This window comes from Streptomyces sp. NPDC088116 (assembly GCF_044741745.1).
Lineage (GTDB): Bacteria > Actinomycetota > Actinomycetes > Streptomycetales > Streptomycetaceae > Streptomyces.
In genome coordinates this window covers 741997-764937 of sequence record NZ_JBIUTF010000004.1, presented here as the reverse complement: position 1 = coordinate 764937, position 22941 = coordinate 741997, and the positions used below count along the sequence as shown (strand labels likewise).

Annotated in this window: 17 protein-coding genes and 1 riboswitch; of the genes, 13 read left to right on the top strand and 4 right to left on the bottom strand. The window is 70.1% G+C overall.

Annotated elements, in window-relative coordinates:
* Positions 1-102 precede the first annotated feature (102 nt).
* Entirely contained in the window at positions 103-648 is a 546-nt protein-coding gene (locus ACIOJD_RS20255) for a DUF485 domain-containing protein (protein WP_401915311.1), read from the top strand.
* Positions 645-2237: a cation acetate symporter gene (locus ACIOJD_RS20250; protein WP_401915578.1), complete on the top strand. Its 1593-nt coding sequence runs from the start codon at positions 645-647 to the stop codon at positions 2235-2237. The genes ACIOJD_RS20255 and ACIOJD_RS20250 overlap by 4 nt, the downstream gene beginning before the upstream one ends.
* 103 nt (positions 2238-2340) lie before the next feature.
* Here the strand turns inward: ACIOJD_RS20250 and ACIOJD_RS20245 are convergent, their stop codons facing one another.
* Both ACIOJD_RS20245 and ACIOJD_RS20240 read right to left on the bottom strand, forming a co-directional pair.
* Complete coding sequence (locus ACIOJD_RS20245) at positions 2341-3018, bottom strand: response regulator (protein ID WP_401884336.1); 678 nt, start codon at positions 3016-3018, stop codon at positions 2341-2343.
* Positions 3015-4841 (bottom strand): ATP-binding protein, encoded by a 1827-nt coding sequence (locus ACIOJD_RS20240; protein WP_401915308.1) that lies wholly within the window; start codon positions 4839-4841, stop codon positions 3015-3017. The genes ACIOJD_RS20245 and ACIOJD_RS20240 overlap by 4 nt, the downstream gene beginning before the upstream one ends.
* 167 nt (positions 4842-5008) lie before the next feature.
* Between ACIOJD_RS20240 and ACIOJD_RS20235 the strand changes: the two genes are divergently transcribed.
* The 5 genes from ACIOJD_RS20235 (at position 5009) to ACIOJD_RS20215 (ending at position 11238) form a co-directional block, all read left to right on the top strand.
* A complete protein-coding gene (locus ACIOJD_RS20235) occupies positions 5009-6019 on the top strand; it encodes a LacI family DNA-binding transcriptional regulator (protein WP_401915305.1) in 1011 nt (336 codons plus the stop codon).
* Between the two features lie 224 nt (positions 6020-6243).
* Complete coding sequence (locus ACIOJD_RS20230; RefSeq protein WP_401915303.1) at positions 6244-7593, top strand: ABC transporter substrate-binding protein; 1350 nt, start codon at positions 6244-6246, stop codon at positions 7591-7593.
* A 7-nt stretch (positions 7594-7600) separates the two neighbouring features.
* Positions 7601-8596: a carbohydrate ABC transporter permease gene (locus ACIOJD_RS20225; protein WP_401915301.1), complete on the top strand. Its 996-nt coding sequence runs from the start codon at positions 7601-7603 to the stop codon at positions 8594-8596.
* Between the two features lie 18 nt (positions 8597-8614).
* A complete protein-coding gene (locus tag ACIOJD_RS20220) occupies positions 8615-9592 on the top strand; it encodes a carbohydrate ABC transporter permease (RefSeq protein WP_401915299.1) in 978 nt (325 codons plus the stop codon).
* 38 nt (positions 9593-9630) lie between these two features.
* Entirely contained in the window at positions 9631-11238 is a 1608-nt protein-coding gene (locus ACIOJD_RS20215; RefSeq protein WP_401915297.1) for a glycoside hydrolase family 13 protein, read from the top strand.
* 50 nt (positions 11239-11288) lie between these two features.
* Here the strand turns inward: ACIOJD_RS20215 and ACIOJD_RS20210 are convergent, their stop codons facing one another.
* The gene (locus ACIOJD_RS20210; protein WP_401915294.1) at positions 11289-12524 is read right to left on the bottom strand and encodes a citrate synthase; all 1236 of its coding nucleotides are present in this window, start codon (positions 12522-12524) and stop codon (positions 11289-11291) included.
* An 87-nt stretch (positions 12525-12611) separates the two neighbouring features.
* On the opposite strand from ACIOJD_RS20210, the gene ACIOJD_RS20205 reads away from it, so the two are divergent.
* Both ACIOJD_RS20205 and ACIOJD_RS20200 read left to right on the top strand, forming a co-directional pair.
* Positions 12612-13826, top strand: coding sequence for a citrate synthase (locus tag ACIOJD_RS20205; RefSeq protein WP_401915292.1), 1215 nt, complete (start codon positions 12612-12614; stop codon positions 13824-13826).
* Positions 13827-13867: 41 nt separating this feature from the next.
* Entirely contained in the window at positions 13868-15034 is a 1167-nt protein-coding gene (locus tag ACIOJD_RS20200) for a CobW family GTP-binding protein (RefSeq protein ID WP_401915288.1), read from the top strand.
* 10 nt (positions 15035-15044) lie between these two features.
* Here the strand turns inward: ACIOJD_RS20200 and ACIOJD_RS20195 are convergent, their stop codons facing one another.
* Positions 15045-17495, bottom strand: a complete 2451-nt coding sequence (locus ACIOJD_RS20195; protein WP_401915286.1) for a DNA topoisomerase (ATP-hydrolyzing) subunit A — start codon at positions 17493-17495, stop codon at positions 15045-15047.
* Between the two features lie 273 nt (positions 17496-17768).
* On the opposite strand from ACIOJD_RS20195, the gene ACIOJD_RS20190 reads away from it, so the two are divergent.
* The 4 genes from ACIOJD_RS20190 (at position 17769) to ACIOJD_RS20175 (ending at position 22691) form a co-directional block, all read left to right on the top strand.
* The gene (locus ACIOJD_RS20190; RefSeq protein WP_401915576.1) at positions 17769-19124 is read left to right on the top strand and encodes a M16 family metallopeptidase; all 1356 of its coding nucleotides are present in this window, start codon (positions 17769-17771) and stop codon (positions 19122-19124) included.
* Between the two features lie 17 nt (positions 19125-19141).
* Positions 19142-20524, top strand: a complete 1383-nt coding sequence (locus ACIOJD_RS20185; protein ID WP_401915574.1) for a M16 family metallopeptidase — start codon at positions 19142-19144, stop codon at positions 20522-20524.
* Between the two features lie 187 nt (positions 20525-20711).
* Positions 20712-20877: riboswitch (cyclic di-AMP (ydaO/yuaA leader) on the top strand.
* Positions 20878-20890: 13 nt separating this feature from the next.
* Positions 20891-21667 (top strand): M23 family metallopeptidase, encoded by a 777-nt coding sequence (locus ACIOJD_RS20180; RefSeq protein ID WP_401915283.1) that lies wholly within the window; start codon positions 20891-20893, stop codon positions 21665-21667.
* Between the two features lie 334 nt (positions 21668-22001).
* Complete coding sequence (locus tag ACIOJD_RS20175) at positions 22002-22691, top strand: GntR family transcriptional regulator (RefSeq protein ID WP_401915281.1); 690 nt, start codon at positions 22002-22004, stop codon at positions 22689-22691.
* Positions 22692-22941 lie beyond the last annotated feature (250 nt).

Genomic DNA, 22941 nt, shown 5'->3' with positions numbered 1-22941 from the left:
AAGGGGTGAAGTCCGGGGAGAGCGGAACCAAGGATCTTCACACTCCGCCCATGCTTCTCGTCTACGCGGCCGAAACGGTTCGCCGACAAGGAGAGTTGACCGGTGGAGAAGCAGGAAGGGCGCGACGCCGCAGCGGTGCGGCTCGACGACCCGTGGTACGACGCGCTGGCCTCGGACTGGGGTGAGCCGGCCGGTACGGGCTCGTCCGCGACAACCGCCGATACCCGAACGGCCGTCGATACGAACGTGGTTGTCGAGACGCCCGGGGCCGCCGACATCTACGCGGAGGTCCAGCGCAGCGCCGCGTTCCAGGAGGTGCGCGGTCGCTACCGGCGGTTCGTCGTTCCCGCTTCGATCGCTTTCCTGGTCTGGTACCTCGCGTACGTCGTCGCGGCGACGGCGGCGCCGGGGTTCATGGCCCGGCCGGTCGCGGGGGCGGTGAATGCGGCGATGCTGGCGGGCCTCGGCCAGTTCCTCTCCACCTTCCTGCTGACCTGGGCGTACGGACGCCATGCCCGGCTGCACAGGGACCGCGCGGCGCTTGAATTGCGCTGGACCGTGTTCGACCGGAGGCGGGCCCAGGAACGGGTACCCGGCCGGGGGCTGGACCAGGAGACGACGTGGGGGAGCGGGGCGACCGACCGGTGAACGGCGGCCATCAGACCCTGGCGCTGCTGCTATTCAGCGCGTTTGTCGCGGTCACTCTCGGGATCACTACCTGGGTGGGGCGCAACAGGCATGGCTCCGCTGAGGAGTTCTACGCGGGCGGACGTCTCTTCTCCCCCATGGAGAACGGTTTCGCCATCGCCGGCGACTACATGTCCGCCGCTTCCTTTCTCGGCATCTCGGGTGTGATCGCCCTCTTCGGGTACGACGGCATGCTCTACTCGGTCGGTTTCCTCGTCGGCTGGCTGGTCGTGCTGCTCCTGGTCGCCGAACTCGTCCGCAACTGCGGGCGGTTCACCCTCGCCGATGTGGTCGCGGCCAGGATGCGGGAACGGCCGGTCCGGATCGCCGTCGGCACGTCCTCGGTCACCGTCTCCGTGCTCTATCTGGTGGCGCAGATGGTCGGTGCGGGGAGCCTGGTCGCGCTGCTGCTCGGCGGCACGAGCGAAGTGACGCGCGCCTGGACGGTGATCGGTGTGGGCGCGCTGATGGTCGTCTATGTCTCGCTCGGGGGGATGCGCGCCACCACCTGGATCCAGATCGTCAAGGCCGTTGTGCTGATGGCCGGTTCGGTCGCGCTGACCGTACTCGTCCTGGTCCGCTTCCGTTTCGATGTCAACGACCTGCTCAACACCGCCGTGGCACACAGCGGCCACGGCGCGAGGTTCCTCGCGCCCGGTCTGAGGTACGGCGGTGACTGGACCGCGCGCCTGGACTTCATCAGCCTGGGGCTGGCCCTCGTACTCGGCACGGCGGGGCTGCCGCACATCCTGTCCCGCTTCTACACCGTGCCGACCGCCCGCGCCGCCCGCCGCTCGGTCGTCTGGTCCATCGGACTGATCGGAAGCTTCTATCTGATGACGATCGTGCTGGGTTTCGGTGCGGCGGCGCTGGTCGGCTCCGACGCGGTGCGCACCTCGAACGCGGCCGGGAACACGGCGGTAGCGCTGCTCGCCGTCGATCTCGGCGGCGGGGCCGGATCGACGGGCGGAACGATCCTGTTCGCGGTGGTCGCGGCCGTCGCCTTCGCCACGATCCTCGCTGTCGTCGCGGGCATCACGCTGGCCTCCTCGGCCTCCGTCGCGCACGATCTGTACGCCTCGCTCAGGCGCGAACGCGCCACGCCGCGAAGCGAGGTCGCCGTGGCGCGGGTGGCCGCGACGGGCATCGGCGCGGTCGCCATCGCGCTCGGCCTGCTGGCCCAGGATCTGAACGTCGCCTTCCTGGTCGGCCTCGCTTTCGCGGTCGCCGCGTCCGCCAACCTGCCCGTACTGCTGTACTCGCTGTTCTGGCGGAACTTCACCACGCGCGGCGCGGTCTGGTCGGTGTACGGAGGGCTGATTCCGGCCGTCGTGCTGGTGGTGCTCTCGCCCGTGGTCTCGGGGGGCCCGACGGCGATCTTCCCCGGGGTCGACTTCCATGTCTTCCCCCTGGACAATCCCGGTCTGGTGTCCGTCCCTCTGGGCTTCCTCGCGGGCTGGGCCGGTACGGTCGCCTCCTCGGAGCCGCCCGACGAGGCGAAGCACGCGGAGACGGAGGTCCGGTCACTGACGGGCGCGGGGGCGGTCTGAGACGCTCGCCAGGGCCAGGGCCAGGGCCAGGGCCAGGGCCAGGGCCAGAGGCGGGGGCGGGGGCATCACGGGCCGGGGTCCTTCGCCGGGTTCGGGGCGGGGGTCAGACGCTCGCAGCCCACGCGTAGCGGTGTTCCGGGCGGCCCGTCTCGCCGTACCGGAGCGTGAGCCGCACCCGCCCGGTCTGCTCCAGCAGCTTCAGATAGCGCTGTGCGGTCTGCCGGCTCATCCCCGCCCGCTCCGCGATCTCGTGCGCCGAGAGCGGACCGTCGGCGGCCAGCAGGACCTGGCGTACCAGTTCCGCCGTGGTGGGGGAGTGGCCCTTGGGAAGGGCCGGGGCGGTCGCGGCGGACAGCGCCCCGAACATCCGGTCCACCTCCGACTGCTCCGCCTCGCCGCCGCCTTCCAGGGTGCGGCGCAGCCGCGCGTACGCCTCCAGCTTGGTGCGCAGTCCGGCGAAATTGAACGGCTTGACCAGGTACTGGAGTGCGCCCTGGCGCATCGCGGCCTGGACGGTGGCGACATCACGCGCCGCCGTCACCATGATCACGTCGGTCTGGTGGCCGAGCCGGCGCAGCTCCTGCACCACCGCGATCCCGTTCTCGTCCGGCAGATAGTGGTCGAGCAGGACGAGATCGATGGACTGCTCGGAGATACGGGTGATCGCCTCGGCGGCCGAGTGGGCCTGCGCCACCACCCGGAAGCCGGCCACCTTCGCCACATACGCCGTGTTGATCTCCGCGACCCGGACGTCGTCGTCCACGACCAGTACGTCGATCATTGTTTCTCCCCTGCCGTGGCCCGCTCGTGCGGGGTGTTCTGCCCGTGCGGGTCCTGCTCGTGCGAGTCGTTCTCGTGCGAGTCCTGCCCGTGCGGGGTGTCCCGCGCACAGGGATCGCCGGGATCCATGATCCCGTCCGGTCCTTCGGGCCGGCCCGGTTCGGACGGCCCCTCGGACCCCTCCGGTCGGTCCGGTCCCTCCGGTCTGCTCGCTTCGGTCAGCGCCTCCGGGAGCACGACCGTGAACTCGGCGCCACCGTCCGCCGACGCGCCGACCCGTACGCTGCCGCCCTGCCGCTCGGCCAGCCTGCGCACCATCGCCAGGCCGAGGCCGCGCCTGCCGTGAGCCGGTGGTTCCTTGGTCGACCAGCCCTCGGTGAAGACCAGTTCGCGCCGGTCCACCGCGACACCGGGACCACTGTCGGAGACCACGAGGACGACCGTACGGCCCTCGGCGCGCAGCTCCACCTCGATCCGCGGGTCCGCGGAGCCGGCCGCCGCGTCCAGCGCGTTGTCGACGAGATTGCCGACGACTGTGACCAGGCCCTGCGGATCCACCAGCCGGTCCGGCAGCAGGGAGCCGGGGGAGAGCCGCAGCGAGACGCCCCGCTCCGCGGCGACCGTGGCCTTGCCGACCAGCAGCGCGGCCGGCAGCGGATCGTGGATCCGCTCGGTGATCTGCTCGGCGGTGGCCCGGTGCACTCCGACGACCTCGGTGACGAACTCCACGGCTTCCTCGTGCATGTCCAGTTCCAGCAGCCCGAGGAGCGTATGCATCCGGTTGGCGTGCTCATGGTCCTGGGCGCGCAGGGCGTCGATCAGCCCGCGGGTCGCGTCCAGCTCCCGGCCGAGCCGTTCCAGCTCCGTACGGTCGCGAAGCGTGACAACGGCGCCGCCGTCGTCGGTCGGCATCCGGTTGGCGACCAGGACGCGGCTGCCCCGCACGGTCAGCAGATCCTCACCCAGCACCCGCCCGGTCAGCACCTCGGTGGTGCGCCCGTCGCCGAGCACCATGTCGAGCGGCTGCCCGATGGCGTCGGGACCGAGCCCCAGCAGCCGCTGCGCCTCGTCGTTCATCAGCCGGATCCGGCCGGCGCCGTCCAGTGCGACGACCCCTTCCCGCAGACTGTGCAGCATGGCCTCACGTTCGGTGAGCAGCGCCGAGATGTCGGAGAAGGCCAGGTCATGGGTCTGCCGCTGAAGCCGCCTGGAGATCAGGTACGCGGCGAGCGCCCCGACGGCCAGTGCCCCGCCCGCATAGGCGAGCAGTTCGGGGATCGAGGCGAGCAGGCGGTCTCGGACGCTGTCGTAGGCGATGCCCACCGAGACGGCCCCGACGATCTTTCCGGTGTCGTCGCGCAGCGGGACCTTGCCACGCGCGGAGCGGCCGAGCGTGCCGCTGTCGAGCTCCATGACGTGCTTGCCGGCGAGGGCCTCGCTGGGGTCGGTGGAGACGACCTGGCCGATCTGTCCTGGTTCGGTGTGCGACCAGCGCACGCCCCGCCTGTCCATGATCACCACGTACTCGGCGCCGGTGGCGCGGCGGATGCGGTCGGCCTCGGCCTGTACGGGGCCGTCGGCCGTGGGCCGGGAAGTCCGGAGGTCACGGGCGACCTGGGGCGTCGCGGTGGTCTCGGCGATCGCGAGGGCGCGGCTCATCGCCTGGTCGTCCAGTTCGTCGCTGAAGGGCGCGAGGAAGAGCCCGGTGGCCAGTACGGCGACTCCCGCGGCGATGGCGATCTGCATCAACAGCACCTGGGAGAAGACCCGGCGTGGCCAGCCGAATCGCCGTCGTCTGCCCGAGGTGCTCGGTCCGGCACTCATGTGTACGAACGGTAGATGGCCGAGCCCCCTTTCTGGAACTTTCCCCGTCACGGGAAGATCGGGGATCCCTGGGGCCGCCGGGCGTCGCCGCATGGCAGAGGCGTGCTTGTCGGATGCCTTGCGTAGATAAGCAAGTAGCTTGCGTTACTTGCGATACTCTTGCGTATATGACGCGACGACTTGCTCAGGTGGCGAAGAAGGTTGGGGTCAGCGAGGCCACGGTCAGCCGGGTGCTCAACGGCAAGCCCGGAGTCTCGCAGGCCACCCGGCAGTCGGTGCTGACCGCGCTGGACGTGCTCGGCTACGAGCGGCCGACGCAGCTGCGCGGCGAGCGCGCCAGGCTTGTCGGCCTGGTGCTGCCGGAGCTCCAGAACCCCATCTTCCCGGCGTTCGCCGAGGTGATCGGCGGGGCGCTGGCCCAGCAGGGCCTCACTCCCGTGCTCTGCACCCAGACCAAGGGCGGCGTCTCCGAGGCGGATTACGTGGAGTTGCTGCTTCAGCAGCAGGTGTCCGGCGTGGTCTTCGCCGGTGGCCTGTTCGCGCAGGCGGACGCCCCGCACGACCATTACCGGCAGCTTGCCGAACGCAGGATCCCGGTCGTCCTGATCAACGCGCCGATCGAGAACCTCGACTTCCCCTGTATCTCCTGCGACGACGCCGTCGCGGTCGAGCAGGCGTGGCGTCATCTGTCCTCGCTCGGCCACGAGCGCATCGGACTGGTGCTCGGCCCGTCCGACCATGTGCCGTCCCGGCGCAAGCTCGCGGCGGCGCTCGCGGTGGCTGGGGCGGCCGGTGTGGAGCTGCCGGACGAGCGCATCGAGCGGACCATGTTCTCCCTGGAGGGCGGGCAGGCCGCCGCGTCGCGCCTGCTGGAGCGGGGTGCCACGGGGATCATCTGCGCCAGTGACCCGCTGGCCCTGGGTGCGGTACGGGCCGCGCGCCGGCGTGGGCTCGGAGTACCGGGCGAGGTGTCGGTCGTCGGCTTCGACGACTCCGCCTTCATGAACTGCACCGAGCCGCCGCTGACCACGGTCCGCCAGCCCATCGAGGCCATGGGGCGGGCGGCCGTCGACATGCTGACCGCTCAGATCCAGGGGAGTGCGGTGCCGCCCGGCGAGCTGCTGTTCGAGCCGGAGCTGGTGGTACGGGGCTCGACCGCGCAGGCGCCGCGCGGCTGACGGAGAAGACCGTACGGACACGTGCGGACTTCTCCTCCATTCCGCTCTCGCTCGCCCTTTCCCTCCCTCCTCTCCCTCCCTCCTCTCTCCTCGGAATGCTGTCAACTATTTGCAATTTTGGCGCGACATATTGCTGCCGTCCCCTGGTTGATGGTTGAGTGAGCGCCGCCGCACAGCGAGCAGCTGTGGGTTTCCCGACGCTCTGCCCTAGAGGGGTCCCGCCGATGAGACGTTCTGGGTTCCGCCGCACCTGTACCGCAGCCATGGCCTCCGCGCTGGCCCTCACCGCAGTGGCCGCGTGCGGCTCGGGCAACGAGGACGCCGCCGGGGGCAAGACGCGTATCACCGTGAACTGCATGCCGCCGAAGAGCGCCAAGATCGACCGGCAAAGCTTCGAGGCCGACATCAAGGCGTTCGAGAAGACGCACCCGGACATCGACATCGTCGGCCATGACGCGTTCCCCTGCCAGGACCCCAAGACCTTCGACGCGAAGCTCGCAGGCGGCCAGATGGAAGACGTCTTCTACACGTACTTCACGGACGCCAGGCATGTCGTCGACATCAACCAGGCGGCGGACATCACCTCGTACGTGAAGGAGATGAAGGGCTACAACGACATCCATCAGTCGCTCCGGGACGTCTACACCGTCGACGGCAAGGTCTACGGAGTCCCGCGCACCAACTACTCCATGGGCCTCCTCTACAACAGGAAGCTCTTCCGGCTGGCCGGTCTCGACCCCGACAAGCCCCCGGCCACCTGGGCAGAAGTCCGCGCCGCCGCCAAGAAGATCGCGGACCTCGGCGAAGGCCGGGTCGGATACGCCGACTACAGCGCGCAGAACCAGGGCGGCTGGCACTTCACCGCCGAGATGTACTCACAGGGCGGCGATGTCGTCAGTGCGGACGGCAAGAAGGCGAAGGTCGACAGCCCCGAGGGGAAGGCGGTCCTCCAGAACCTCAAGGACATGCGCTGGAGCGACGACTCCATGGGCAGCAAGCAGTTGCTGATCCTCAACGACGTCCAGCAGATGATGGGTTCCGGCAAACTCGGCATGTACCTCGCCGCCCCGGACAACGTGCCGATCCTGGTCAAGGAGAAGGGCGGCTCGTACGAGGACCTGGCGCTCGCCCCGATGCCGGGCGGCAAGGGCACACTCCTCGGTGGCGACGGCTACATGTTCAGCAGGAAGGCATCCCCGCAGCAGATCGAAGCCGGCCTGAAGTGGCTGGAGTTCCAGACCAACGCCCCCGGTACCGGCCTCAACAACTGGCGGCGTGCCTCCGAGGTGAAAGCTCCGGTCGGACTTCCCGAGCCCCGGCTGTGGACCGGCGCCACGGACGCCAAGGACCAGGCGCTGAAGAAGCGTTACGCCAATGTCCCGGTCGGGAACTACCAGGCCTTCCTCGACGGCAGTCGGCAACTCACGGCGAAGCTGGAGCCGCCGAAGGCGCAGCAGATCTACTCGGTCCTCGACGGAGCGGTCTCCTCGGTCCTCACCAGGCAGGACGCCGATATCGACCGGCTCCTGAAGGACGCGCAGTCCAAGATCGACGGAATCCTGGCCCGAGGCTGACGCGGCGATGAAGACTGCCCGGACTCGGACCGCCCATGCGCCGAGGGTTCACCGGGGGCACGCCGCCGGCGAACCCTCGGGACCGGCCGCCGGTTCAGGGCCGCCCCCGGCAGAGCGGCGGCCGGTCGCCGGCCCCTTCCGCCGCGCGCTGTCCCATCAGGTGCGCGCCTACGGCTTCCTCATCGGCGGCCTGATCTGCTTCGCGCTGTTCTCCTGGTATCCGGCGATCCGCGCGGTGATCATCGCCTTCCAGAAATACACCCCGGGCGCGGATCCGGAATGGGTGGGGACCGCCAACTTCACCCATGTCTTCCAGGATCCGGAGTTCGGCACCGCCTGGCGCAACACGCTCACCTTCACCCTGATCGCCCTGCTGATCGGATTCGCGGTGCCGTTCGTGATGGCGCTCGTCCTCAACGAGCTGCGCCACGCGAAGTCGTTCTTCCGGGTGGTGGTCTATCTCCCGGTGATGATCCCGCCGGTGGTCAGCGCCCTGCTCTGGAAGTGGTTCTACGATCCGGGCGCCGGTCTCGCCAACGAGGGGCTGCGCTTCCTCCACCTGCCCACGTCGAACTGGACCAACGGCGCGGACACCGCGCTCGTCTCCCTCGTCATCGTCGCCACCTGGGCGAACATGGGCGGCACCGTCCTGATCTACCTCGCCGCGCTCCAGGGGATCCCGGGGGAGCTGTACGAGGCGGCGGAACTGGACGGCGCCAGTCTGTGGCAGCGGGTGCGCCATGTGACCGTCCCGCAGACCCGTTTCATCATCCTCATGCTGATGCTGCTTCAGATCATCGCCACGATGCAGGTCTTCACGGAGCCCTTCGTGATCACCGGAGGCGGCCCGGAGAGCTCCACCGTCACGATCCTCTACCTCATCTACAAATACGCCTTCCTCTACAACGACTTCGGCGGGGCCTGTGCCCTGAGCGTGATGCTGCTGATCGTGCTCAGCCTCTTCTCCGCCCTCTACCTGCGGCTCACCCGCACCGACGACTGAGAGGACCGCGGCCCGGCAATGACCCGACGTATCCCGGCCGTACGCAACCCCGCCGCGCGAGCCCCTTCCGCAGGCACCCCCGCGCGAGCCCCTTCCGCACGGGGGCCTGCCTCGCGAGCCCCGGCCGTACGCACCCTGGTGTCCCCGCTCGCGCTCGCGACCACTCGCGGCAGGGCGCTCTACTGGACCGTCTTCGGCGGTGTGGTCCTCGCCTTCGTCCTGGCCTTCCTGTTTCCCGTGTACTGGATGGCCTCCGGCGCGATGAAGTCCCCGGACGAACTGGTGCGGACGCCACCGACACCGGTCCCCGAGACCTGGCACCTCGGCGCGTACGCCGACGCCTGGGACCTGATGCGGCTTCCCACTCATCTGTGGAACACGGTGGTGCAGGCCACCGGCGCCTGGATCCTCCAACTCGTCTTCTGCACGGCCGCGGCCTATGCCCTGTCCAAGCTCAAGCCGGCGTTCGGCAGAGTGATCCTGGGCGGCATCCTGGCCACCCTGATGGTCCCGGCCCAGGCGCTCCTCGTACCCAAGTACCTGACCATCGCCGATCTCCCGCTGATCCACACCAGCCTGCTCAACGACCCGCTGGGCATCTGGCTGCCCGCCGTCGCCAACGCCTTCAACCTCTATCTGCTCAAGCGGTTCTTCGACCAGATCCCGCGCGACGTACTGGAGGCGGCGGAGATCGACGGCGCCGGAAAGCTGCGCACACTCTGGTCGATCCTGCTGCCCATGTCCCGCCCGGTGCTCGGCGTCGTGTCGATCTTCGCGTTGGTCGCCGTCTGGCAGGACTTCCTCTGGCCTCTGATGGTCTTCCCGGACACCGACAAGCAGCCCATCAGTGTCGCGCTCGTGCAGCTGTCGCAGAACATCCCCCTGTCGGTCCTGATCGCCGCCATGGTCATCGCCAGCGTTCCGATGGTGTTGATGTTCCTCGTCTTCCAGCGGCACATCATCGCCGGAATCAGCGCGGGCAGCGTCAAGGGCTGACCGGCACCAAGGGCCGAACATCTCGAAAGGAACACCGAATGGAAGGCTGTCCTGCGGAGCCCGTCGACACACTCTGGTGGCGTAACGCCGCCATCTATCAGATCTACGTACGAAGCTTCGCCGACGGTGACGGTGACGGCACCGGCGATCTCGCGGGCGTACGGGCCCGGCTGCCGTACCTCGCCGAACTGGGCGTGGACGCGCTCTGGTTCACCCCGTGGTACCTCTCGCCCCTCGCCGACGGCGGCTATGACGTGGCGGACTACCGCACCATCGACCCGGCCTTCGGCACCCTCGCCGAGGCCGAGAAGCTCATCGCCGAGGCGCGGGAGCGGGGCATCCGTACGATCATCGACGTGGTGCCGAACCATGTCTCCGACCAGCACGCCTGGTTCGGCGCGGCGCTGGCGGCGGGACCGGGCAGCCCCGAGCGCCGGCTGTTCCACTTCAGAGCCGGACGCGGCGAGCACGGCGAGATCCCGCCGAACGACTGGACTTCCGAATTCGGCGGCCCTGCCTGGACCCGACTCGACGACGGCGAGTGGTACCTGCATCTCTTCGCCCCCGAACAGCCCGACCTCAACTGGGCCCATCCGGCCGTGCGTCAGGAACACGAGGAAGTACTGCGCTTCTGGTTCGACCGGGGTGTCGCGGGCGTACGGATCGACTCCGCCGCGCTGCTCGCCAAGGATCCGGCGCTGCCGGACTTCACCCCGGGCCGTGACCCGCATCCGTACGTCGACCTGGACGAACTGCACGACATCTACCGCTCCTGGCGTGCCATCGCCGACGAGTACGGCGCGATCTTCGTCGGCGAGGTGTGGCTGCCCGACACCGAGCGCTTCGTACGCTATCTGCGCCCTGACGAGCTGCACACGGCGTTCAACTTCGCCTTCCTGTCCTGCCCGTGGGACGCGGACCGGCTGCGGAGCGCGATCGACGAGACGCTCGCCGAACACGCGCCGGTCGGCGCCCCCGCCACCTGGGTGCTCTGCAACCACGACGTGACCCGCACGGTCACCCGGTACGGACGCGAGGACAGCGGATTCGACTTCGCGGCCAAGGAGTTCGGGACCCCGACGGATCCGGAGCTCGGCACGCGCCGTGCGCGGGCGGCCGCGCTGCTCTCACTGGCTCTTCCGGGCGCCGTCTATCTCTACCAGGGCGAGGAACTGGGCCTCCCGGAAGCGGATGTTCCGCTCGACCGGATCCAGGATCCGATGCACGTACGCTCCGGCGGTACGGACCCGGGCCGCGACGGCTGCCGGGTACCGCTGCCCTGGGCGGCGGACGAGCCGTACGCCGGTTTCGGTTCGGTGGGCGAACCCTGGCTTCCGCAGCCGGAGTCCTGGCCTTCGTACGCGGCCGGTCTCCAGTCGGGCGATCCGGCCTCGATGCTCGCCCTCTACCGCGAGGCGCTGCGGCTGCGCCGCACCGAACCGGGCTTCGGGGCCGGGCGGATGAGCTGGCTGGACTCGGCGCCCGGCGTGCTGGCGTTCGCCCGTACCGACGGGCTGATCTGCGTCGTCAATCTCTCCGACGAGCCCGCCCGGCTCCCCGGCCACACGGCCGTCCTGCTCACCAGCGGTCCGCTGGACGGGGACGGGCGCCTGCCACGGGACACGGCGGTCTGGCTGCGGGGCTGACGCCGTATGTCCCGGCCCGGCCGCTCGACAAGGCAGGACCGACGCACACTTCAGGGCAGCGGCTGGGGCGGGCGGGGCCCGTGGTACTCCCCGCTCGGCCGCATCCGCAGCGGCCGCTCCTCGTACTCCTCCAGCGCGTGCGCGATCCAGCCCGCCGTGCGGGCCACGGCGAAGACCGTCTCGCCCGCCTCGGCCGGCATTCCGGTGGTCACCGACAGCACCGCCAGCGCCAGATCGACATTGGCGTGCAGCGGCACATGCCGGGCGGTGGTCGCCTCCACCTCCCGCGCCGCCGCCAGCACGGGTCCGGCGTCGGGAAGCTCTCCCAGTACGGTGAACAGCGCCTCGGCGCGCGGGTCCTGGCCCGGGTAGAGACGGTGGCCGAGGCCCGGCACCCGTCGGCCGGTCCGCAGGTGGTCCGCCACCACGGCGGCGGCGCTGCCCCGCTCCAGGACTTCGGTGAGCATCCGGTGGGCGAGGCCGCTGGCCGCGCCGTGCAGCGGCCCGTCGAGTGCGCCCAGGCCCGCGGAGACCACGGCGTACGGATGGGCGCGGGCCGAGGCGGCGACCCGTACGGCGAGCGTCGAGGCCGCCAGATCGTGGTCGATGAGGAGCGACAACGCCATGTCCAGGGCGCGGATTCCCGCCTCACCCGCCGGTCGCGCGGTCAGCCGGGACCACAGCCGCCGGGCCAGCCTGCCGTCGCCGTCGCGTGGCGGGCCGACCGCCGGGAGCGAGTCGACCAGCGTGGGGATGAGCGCGCGGGCGGTGCCCAGCACCGCGTCCCGGGAGAGGTCGAAGCGCAGCGGATCGACGGCCGCCCCCGCGATGGCGGCCACCCGCAGCCGCTCCGTGGAGCCGCTGTGCGCGGGCAGGGCGCCGACCGAGCGGCGGGCGGCGGCGAGTGACTCGGCGGGGGCGTCGAACCGGATCCCCGTCCGCAGGGTGCCCGTCCAGAGCCAGTCGGCGATCTCCTCGTAGTGGAAGCGCCGAGCCAGGTCGGTCGCGTCCACACCCCGGAAGTAGTAGCGGTCCGCGTCGATCAGCGTGATGCCGGTGCGGATCCGCTGGAAGGCGTCGCCGCCCGCCGGGGGTTCACGCCTGCCCCTGCGGACGAGCGCGTCGACCTCCTTGGCGTCGAAGGTGCTGCCGCGTCCCGCCGGTTCGCGCCGGCTGGCGAGCTGGCCCCGGCTGACGTACGCGTACACCGTCTCCGGCTTCACCCCGAGCCGCTCGGCGGCCTCCCGCGTGGTCAGCCGTTGCTCGTCCGCGATCTCGTCGTCCATATCCTCACCGTACATATATTGATTCAATCAATATTGACACTGGTCGAGTCAAGCATGGACAGTCTAATCAAGTCCAGGGAGGAAACCATGCCGATCAACGGGATCAGCGGAACAACCGACACAACCGGCACCACTGAGACGACCGGGACCGCGGGGAGGCCCTCCGGCCCCGGCGTACCGCGCGGACTCGCCGGCGTCGTCGTCACCGACACCGCGCTCGGGGACGTCAGAGGGCGCGAGGGCTTCTACCACTACCGCCAGTACTCCGCCGTCGAGCTGGCGGAGAGCCGCGGTTTCGAGGACGTCTGGCACCTGATGTTCCTCGGGGAACTGCCGGACGCGGCCCGGCGGGACGCCTTCACCGCACGCACCGCGGCCCTGCGCCGGCTTCCCGAGGAGGTCAAGACGGCCCTGCCCGTCATCGCCCGCTCCTCCGCCCGGTCCGGCCCGCTCTCCGGACTGCGGACCGCGCTCTCCCTCTTCGGCGCCTCGGCCGGACTGAGCCCGCTGTACGACATCGACGCCGACCGCCGCCGTACGGACGCCCTCGCCGCCTGCGCGGCCGTGCCGACGATGCTGACCGCGCTGTACCGGCTGGGCCGGGGCCTGGAGCCGGTCGAACCGCGCGACGATCTGCCGTACGCCGCCAACTACCTCTACATGCTGACCGGTTCGGAGCCGGATCCCGAGCGGGCGCGGGCGATCGAGCGGTACCTGATCTCCACCGTCGATCACGGTTTCAACGCCTCCACCTTCACCGCCCGGGTGATCGCCTCCACCGGCGCCGATCTCGCCGCCTGCCTGGCCGGCGCGGTGGGCGCGCTCTCCGGGCCGCTGCACGGCGGGGCGCCGAGCCGGGCCCTCGACACCCTCGACGCGATCGGGACCGTGGACCGTATCGATCCCTGGATCAGGGAACGGGTCATGGCGGGGGACCGGATCATGGGCTTCGGGCACCCCGTCTACCGCACCGAGGACCCGCGCTCCCGCATGCTGCGCACCATCGCCGAGGACTTCGGCGGCCCGCTGGCCGACTTCGCCGTCCAGGTCGAGACGCGGGTGGAGGCGATCCTCGCCGAGCTGAAGCCGGGCCGCGAACTGCACACCAACGTGGAGTTCTACGCCGGCGTGGTCATGGAGCTGTGCGGTCTGCCGCGCGCGATGTTCACGCCGACCTTCGCCGCGGCCCGGGTGGTCGGCTGGAGCGCCAATATCCTGGAGCAGGCGGAGGACTCCAAGATCATCCGCCCGGCGGCCCGTTACGTGGGACCGCCCCCGCCACAGCCGGTGCCGGCTGTCTGAGCGGGACGGAACCGACCCGACGCAGCACGGAGGCGCAACGCGTGAGCAGGAACCAGGCCCCACGGATCCCGGTGGTCGTCCTCACGGGCTTTCTGGGATCCGGCAAGACGACCTTGCTCAACCATCTGCTGCGCCGCCGCGCTGGCAACCGGATCGCGGTCATCGTCAATGACTTCGGCGCCATCGAGATCGACGCGATGGCGGTGGCCGGGCAGGTCGGTTCGACGGTCTCGCTCGGCAACGGCTGCCTGTGCTGCGCGGTCGACGCGAGCGAACTCGACGGCTATCTGGAACAGCTCACCAGGCCGTCCGCCCGGATCGACATCATCGTCATCGAGGCGAGCGGGCTGGCCGAGCCGCAGGAACTCGTCCGGATGATCCTCGCCGGCGACCATCCGAACACCGTGTACGGAGGGCTGGTCGAGGTCGTCGACGCGGCCGAGTTCGACGCCACCCGGGAGCGCCATCCCGAGATCGACCGGCATCTCGCGATCGCGGATCTCGTGGTCCTCAACAAGACCGACCGGGTGGGCAGGACGCAGCATGAGCGCATCCTCTCCGTCATCGGGGAGCTGGGCCCGGGAACACCGGTGGTCTCCTCCTCGTACGGACGGATCGACCCGGAACTGCTCTTCGACCCGGCTGTCCGCCCGGACGAGGAGGAGAAGGCGCGCCAGCTCTCCTTCGAGGATCTGGCCACCGAGGATCTGGACCCGGAGGACGGCCACGCCGACCATGACGGCCATCTCCACGCGGCGTACGAGAGCGTCTCGTTCACGGCGCGCGCTCCGATGAATCCGCGGCGGCTCATGGCCTTCCTCGACTCCAGGCCCCCAGGGCTCTACCGGATCAAGGGATTTGTCGACTTCGGCGCCGCCGACCCGGCCAACCGCTACGCCCTGCACGCGGTCGGCCGGTCTCTGCGTTTCCACCCGGCGCCCTGGGCGCGCGGCGCGGAACGGCTCACCCAACTGGTGCTGATCGGCTCGGGCATCGAAGGCGACGCCCTGCTCAAGGAGTTGGAGGCCTGCGAGGAGACAGGGCAACAGGACGCCGCCGCCGACGAACGCGGCATGTGGGGCGTCCTGCGCTACGTGCCCGACCTGTCCGAGCCGGGGCCCGGACCCAGGTCAGCGGACGAGCCGGAGCACAGGTCCGGGGACGAGGCCGGGTCCGAGCCCGAAGGCCCGGACCCGGACAGGCCGTAGCCTCCGTACGTCAGTGCGCGGGCCCGGCCAGCGTGTCGATCGCCGGAGCATACGGCGTACCCGAACCGTCCCGGCGCGGGTCCGGCTCCGGCAGCTCCACCGGTGAGCCGTTCTTCTGCGCGGCGCGGGCCGGGCCCGCCCCCGCCCAGGCCAGGACCAGCAGATCCTCGCCCTTCAGGAACCGGTGACAGCGCACCCCGCCCGTCGCCCTGCCCTTGCGCGGGTACTGGTCGAACGGGGTGAGTTTCGCCGTACGCACGGAGTCGTCCAGCGTCCCGTGCGAGCCGGTGAGCGTGAAGACCACCCCGTCGGCCGACGGATCCACGGCCGTGAAGGAGATCACCGCGGCGCCCTCCGTCAGCTTGATTCCCGTCATGCCTCCGGCCGCCCGGCCCTGCGGCCGTACCTGCGACGCCTGGTAACGCAGCAGTTGGGCGTCGGAGGTGATGAAGACCAGGTCCTCCTCGCCCGTCCGCAACTCGACGCCGCCGACGATCCGGTCGCCCTCCTTGAGGGAGATGACCTCCAACTCGTCCTTGTTGGCCGGATAGTCGGGCACCACCCGCTTGACGACGCCCTGGAGCGTGCCCAGCGCGAGGCCGGGGGACGACTCGTCGAGCGTGGTCAGACAGACCAGTTCCTCGTCCCCTTCCAGCGCGAGGAACTCGGAGACCGGCGCCCCGCCCGACAGGTTCGGTGCCGAGGCCGTGTCCGGCAGCTGCGGCAGGTCGATCACCGCGATCCGCAGCAGCCGGCCGGTGGATGTCACCGCGCCGACATCGCCACGCGCCGTCGCCGGCACGGCCGAGACGATCGCGTCGTGCTTGACGCGCTTGCCGTCGCTGCCTTCCAGCGGCTCGCCGTTGACCGTACGGGCCAGCAGGCCGGTCGAGGAGAGCAGCACCCGGCACGGATCGTCCGCGACCTCCAGCGGCACCGCGGTCACCGCGGAGCCGGCGGACTCCAGCAGGACCGTGCGCCTCGGCGTGCTGAACTTCTTCGACACCGCGGCCAGTTCGGTCGAGACCAGCTTGCGCAGCTCGGCGTCCGACTCCAGGATTCCGGTCAGCTCGTCGATCTCGCCGTTGAGCCGGTCGCGCTCGCTTTCCAGCTCGATCCGGTCGAACCGGGTGAGCCGGCGCAGCGGCGTGTCCAGGATGTACTGCGTCTGGATGTCGCTCAGCGAGAAGCGCTCGATCAGCCGCTCCTTGGCCTGCGCCGAGTTGTCACTCGACCGGATCAGCCGGATGACCTCATCGATGTCGATGAGCGCGACAAGAAGTCCCTCGACCAGGTGAAGCCTGTCGCGCCGCTTGGTACGCCGGAACTCGCTGCGCCGGCGCACCACCGTGAACCGGTGGTCCAGATAGACCTCGAGCAGCTCCTTGAGACCCAGCGTCAATGGCTGGCCGTCCACCAGCGCCACATTGTTGATGCCGAAGGACTCCTCCATCGGCGTCAGCTTGTAGAGCTGTTCCAGCACGGCCTCGGGCACGAAACCGTTCTTGATCTCGATGACCAGGCGCAGGCCGTGCGCGCGGTCCGTGAGGTCCTTGACGTCCGCGATACCCAGCAGCTTCTTGGCCGAGACCAGGTCCTTGATCTTCGAGATGACCTTCTCCGGACCGACCGCGAAGGGCAGTTCGGTGACCACCAGGCCCTTGCGACGAGCGGTGACATCCTCCACCGCCACGGTGGCCCGGATCTTGAAGGTGCCCCGGCCCTTCTCGTACGCGTCCTTGATGCCGGTCAGGCCGACGATCCGGCCACCGGTCGGCAGGTCGGGACCCGGCACGAAACGCATCAGCGTCTCCAGGTCCGCGCCCGGGTGCTTGATCAGGTGGCGTGCGGCCGCCACGACCTCGCCGAGATTGTGCGGCGGCATGTTCGTCGCCATGCCGACCGCGATCCCGGAGGTGCCATTCACCAGCAGGTTCGGATACGCGGCGGGAAGCGTGACCGGTTCTCGCTCCTGGCCGTCGTAATTTGACTCAAAATCGACGGTGTCTTCATCGATCGACTCGGTCATCAGTGACGTGGCGTCAGCCATCCGGCACTCGGTGTACCGCATGGCGGCCGGTGGGTCGTCATTGCCGAGCGAGCCGAAGTTCCCGTGTCCGTCGACAAGAGGCAGCCGCATCGAGAACGGCTGTGCCATCCGGACCAGGGCGTCGTAGATCGACGCGTCTCCGTGCGGGTGCAGCTTGCCCATCACCTCACCGACGACGCGGGCGCACTTCACATACCCGCGGTCGGGGCGCAGGCCCATCTCGTTCATCTGGTACACGATGCGGCGGTGTACCGGCTTCATGCCGTCACGGGCGTCCGGCAGGGCGCGGGAGTAGATCACCGAGTACGCGTACTCGAGGAAGGAGCCCTGCATTTCATCGACCACGTCGATGTCGAGAATCTTCTCCTCGAAGTCCTCCGGCGGCGGGGTCTTCGTGCTGCGGCGGGCCATCGCTGCTGCGGCTCCTTCACAGGTTTCTGTACGACAACTTCTGGAACTGACGCGGACCATTGTGGACCGCGCCACCGACAACGCTGACCTCGACCCGTCGTTGAGAGTGCGTCGCGCGTGTGCCGCACGACGGACGGCGAGTGTGGCAGCGGGTGTGACACAGGGGGTGACGGCGGATGTGCGGTACGGCCGACGGCACGGGAACTTCGCCAGGTGTCAGCACGCTTGCATACAGTGGCAGGACTTCTCCATATCGCGATCGAAGGGACGTACATGCCCATGGGTCACACGGCCACAGCGCAGGCCGGTACCGGCGGCCTGACAGCGACTGAGCACCGGCTGGCCAACGGCCTGCGCGTGGTGCTCTCCGAGGACCACCTGACCCCGGTCGCCGCGGTCTGCCTCTGGTACGACGTCGGCTCACGCCATGAAGTCAAGGGCCGTACGGGCCTGGCTCACCTCTTCGAGCACCTGATGTTCCAGGGCTCGGCGCAGGTGAAGGGAAACGGCCACTTCGAGCTGGTGCAGGGAGCGGGCGGCTCCCTCAACGGCACCACCAGCTTCGAGCGCACCAACTACTTCGAGACGATGCCCACCCACCAGCTGGAGCTGGCGCTCTGGCTGGAAGCCGACCGGATGGGCTCGCTGCTCTCCGCGCTCGACGAAGAATCCATGGAGAACCAGCGCGACGTAGTCAAGAACGAACGCCGCCAGCGGTACGACAACGTGCCCTACGGTACGGCCTTCGAGCGGCTGACCGCTCTCTCCTACCCCGAGGGGCACCCATACCACCACACCCCGATCGGCTCGATGGCCGACCTGGACGCCGCCACGCTGGAGGACGCCCGCGCGTTCTTCCGTACGAACTACGCGCCGAACAACGCGGTGCTGTCGGTCGTCGGTGACATCGATCCCGAGCAGACGCTCGCCTGGGTCGAGAAGTACTTCGGCTCCATCCCGTCCCACGACGGCAAGAAGCCGCCGCGTGACGGCGCACTCCCCGAGATCATCGGCGAGGAGCTGCGCGAGGAGATCCAGGAAGAGGTCCCGGCGCGCGCGCTGATGGCCGCCTACCGGCTGCCCCACGACGGCACCCGCGAGTGCGACGCCGCCGACCTGGCGCTCACCGTCCTCGGCGGCGGCGAGTCCTCCCGCCTCCACAACCGCCTGGTGCGCCGCGACCGTACCGCCGTCGCCGCGGGCTTCGGACTGCTGCGCCTGGCGGGCGCCCCGTCGCTCGGCTGGCTGGACGTGAAGACGTCCGGCGGTGTCGAGGTCCCGCAGATCGAGAGCGCGGTCGACGAGGAGCTGGCCCGCCTCGCCTCCGAGGGGCCGACCGAGGAGGAGATGGAGCGGGCACAGGCCCAGCTGGAGCGCGAGTGGCTGGACCGGCTCGGCACGGTCGCCGGCCGCGCCGACGAACTGTGCAGGTTCGCCGTGCTGTTCGGCGACCCGCAGCTGGCGCTGACCGCCGTCACGCGCGTGCTGGACATCTCGGCGGAAGAGGTGCGGGCCGTCGCCGCGGAGCGGCTGCGCCCGGACAACAGGGCGGTGCTGGTGTACGAACCGCTCACCGCCGCCGATGACGACGACGCCGAGACCGACGAGCACGAGGGGGCGGACCAGTGACCAACACTGCCGTGACCATGGACTTCCACCCACAGCCGACCGCCGGCGAGGCCAGGCCCTGGGCCTTCCCCGCCCCCGGCCGCGGCGCGCTCGACAACGGCCTGACCGTGCTGCGCTGCGACCGCCCGGGACAGCAGGTGGTGGCGGTCGAGATCATTCTCGACGCACCGCTGGAGGCCGAGCCCGAAGGGCTCGACGGCATCGCCACGATCATGGCGCGGGCCCTGTCCGAAGGCACCGACAAGCGCTCCGCCGAGGAGTTCGCCGCCGAGCTGGAGCGCTGCGGCGCCACGCTCGACGCGTACGCCGACCACCCGGGCGTACGGGTCTCCCTGGAGGTCCCCGTATCCCGGCTGCCCAAGGCGCTCGGGCTGCTCGCCGAAGCCCTGCGCGCCCCGGCGTTCGCGGACGGCGAGGTCGAGCGGCTGGTACGGAACCGGCTCGACGAGATCCCGCACGAGACCGCCAACCCCGGCCGCCGCGCCGCCAAGCAGCTCTCCAAGGAGCTGTTCCCGGCCTCCGCGCGCATGTCACGACCGCGCCAGGGCACCGAGGAGACGGTCGGGAGCATCGACGCCGCGGGTGTGCGCGCCTTCTACGAGGCGCACGTACGCCCCGCCACGGCCACCGCGGTCGTCGTCGGCGATCTCACCGGCGTCGACCTGGACGCGGTGCTCGCCGAAACCCTCGGCACCTGGACCGGCAACACCGCCGCTCCGCGTCCCGTCCCGCCCGTGACCGCAGACGACACGGGCCGGGTGGTGATCGTGGACCGGCCCGGCGCCGTCCAGACCCAGCTGCTGATCGGCCGCATCGGCCCGGACCGGCACGACCGGGTCTGGCCCGCGCAGGTGCTCGGCACCTACTGCCTGGGCGGCACCCTCACCTCCCGGCTCGACCGGGTGCTGCGTGAGGAGAAGGGCTACACCTACGGTGTACGGGCCTTCGGCCAGGTGCTGCGCTCCTCCGCTCCCACGACGCCGGGCGGGGTGACGGGCGCCGCGATGCTCGCCATCAGCGGCTCCGTGGACACCGCGTCCACCGGCCCGGCGCTGGACGACCTCTGGACGGTGCTGCGCACCCTCGCCGCCGAAGGCCTCACGGACGCCGAGCGGGACGTCGCCGTGCAGAACCTGGTGGGGGTGGCACCGCTCAAGTACGAGACGGCGGCGTCCGTCGCGGCCACGCTGGCCGACCAGGTCGAGCAGCACCTCCCGGACGACTTCCAGGCGCAGCTGTACGCGCGCCTGGCCGAGACCGGCACCGTGGAGGCGACCGCCGCGGCCGTCAACGCCTTCCCGGTGGACCGGTTGGTGACCGTGCTCGTGGGCGACGCCTCGCAGATCGAGGAGCCGGTCAAGGCGCTCGGAATCGGCGAAGTGACGGTCGTCACCGGCTGATCCGGCCTCAGGAGGGAACCCCGGCGCCACTCGTCGCCGGGGTTCCCGTGGTATGTCCGTTTTGTTGGAGAGGTTGCCCGTCTGCCCTGTGGCGATGCCAACAAAACCTTCTGACTGTTTGGCGAACGAAAGATGACGCGCTTAGCGTCGGTCCGGCTGTTCGCCAGTTGCGCCGCACCGCGGCATCGGACAGTCATCGCCGAGTCCCCGTCAGGCGCGAGCCTGGGGAGCCGGGGACCCACACAGTCCCTGGGGTGAATCGGACGCCTTCGCGCACCGGCGCGGAGGGGCCCGTAGGAGACCTTCCTGCTCCGAACCCGTCAGCTAACCCGGTAGGCGAGAAGGAAGGAAAGGACCAGCCATCTCATGGCGTTCACCCGTGCCACCGGGAAGCATCGTGCCCGGAGCAGTATGAGCCGCAAGGGCGCGAGCGTCGCCGGCGCCGCGACTCTCACCGCGACCGGAGTCATCGGCACCCTGGCCTCTTCCCCGGCACTCGCCTCCACCACGGACGTCCAGGCGGCCCAGCAGACCGGCCTGGCCCAGGCCATCAGCATCGACGAGTCCCTCGCGGGCACGGTCGACACCCAGGCCGAGGCCCAGCGCCAGGCCGCTGCCCGCGCCAAGGCACAGGCCGCGGCGGAGGCGGAGGCGAAGCGCAAGGCCGTCGCGCGTGCCGAGGAGATCCGTGCCGAGGAGGCCCGTGCGGCCCGCGAGGCCGAACGCAAGCGCCTCAACGCCTTCCAGCTCCCGGTCGCCGGCTCGTATGTCACCACCGGCTACCAGAGCGGCGGCTCCCTCTGGTCCTCCGGCAGCCACTCGGGCATCGACTTCCGCGCGGCGTCCGGCACTTCGGTCGTGGCCGTCGGCGCGGGCACCGTGGTCGAGGCGGGCTGGGGCGGCTCGTACGGCAACAACATCGTGCTCGAGATGAAGGACGGCACGTACACCCAGTACGGCCACCTCTCCTCGATCGGTGTCTCCGTCGGCCAGAGCGTCACCCCGGGGCAGCAGATAGGCCTCTCCGGCGCGACCGGCAACGTCACCGGGCCGCACCTTCACTTCGAGGCCCGCACGAGCCCGGACTACGGCTCCGACATGGACCCCGTCGGCTACCTGCGCGCGCACGGCGTGAACGTCTGACGGCTCGGGCGCCCGGCCTCCGGTCGCCCGGCCGGGCGCTGACCGCTCCGACCGACGGTCACGGCCCCGACCGAACCGTCCGGCCGCTCCGATCACCCCGCTCGTCCGAAGGCCCCGGCCCGTGCCGGGGCCTTCGTGCGCTTCCGCGCGGTCCGGGGCCTTCCGTGCGGTCAGCGGTCCTGCGCACGGTCCGGGCCCTTCTGTTTACGTCGCTCTGGCCAAAAGATATCCATGGATTCCGGCCTCCCATCGGAAATTCGTGCTGATTGCAATAGAGTCACGGAACAGGCGTCAATCGGCAGAGTTTCGCGCGGATTAAGTCGGAGGTTCGGACATGCGCATTCCCGCGCACTCGGTATGCACGGCGATCCGCGACGACATCGTCTCCGGTCTGTTCGAGCGGGGCAGCCGGCTCACCGAGGAACAGCTGGCACGGCGCTACGGCGTCTCCCGCGTCCCGGTGCGCGAAGCCCTGCGCACCCTGGAGTCGGAGGGCTTCGTGACCACCCGCCGCCATGCCGGCGCGTGTGTGGCCGAGCCTTCGGAGCAGGAGGCGGGGGATCTTCTGGAGGTGCGGCTGCTGCTGGAGCCGCTGGGCGCCGCCCGCGCGGCACAGCGCCGCACGGAGGCCCATCTCAAGGTGCTGCGTGGCCTGGTCAGGCTGGGGCAGGAGCGGGCCCGCAGGGGCCAGGGCGAGGATCTGCGCTCACTCGGCGCCTGGTTCCACGAGACGCTCGCCCAGGCGTCGGGAAGCCCGGGGCTGACCGCCCTGCTCACCCAGACCAGGCACAAGATCGCCTGGATGTACGTGGTCGAGCAGCCCGCCCACCCCGTGGAGTCCTGGGCGGAGCACGGCGCGATCGTGGACGCGGTGGCCCGTGGTGACGCGGAGCGGGCGCGGGCCATGACCGCCCTGCACGCGGAGCGCACGGCGGTCGCCCACCGGCTGCGGAAACCGGGCCAGGTCCGGGAAAGGGTGAGGCCTTCGCAACATGCCGTAAACACCGCGAGCGCCCGTACTTAACAATTCCGCCGTATACAAAGAACATCAATACGCAGGACTTATTTCCTGCTGCCCGCGAACGTGATTCGTGAACGTGATCCATACACGTTTTCCGTACGTTTTTTCCGTGCGAGCTGTCGGCACAAAAGACCGGAGCCGTGGGGGTGGGGGTTTTAGAACACCCCCCCCGCCCGCCCGGGAAGTCAAGGGGGGGGGGGGGGGAGAACGGGAAGGGGAGCCGGGTGGCGGCCCCCGCGGCCCCCCAAGCCCC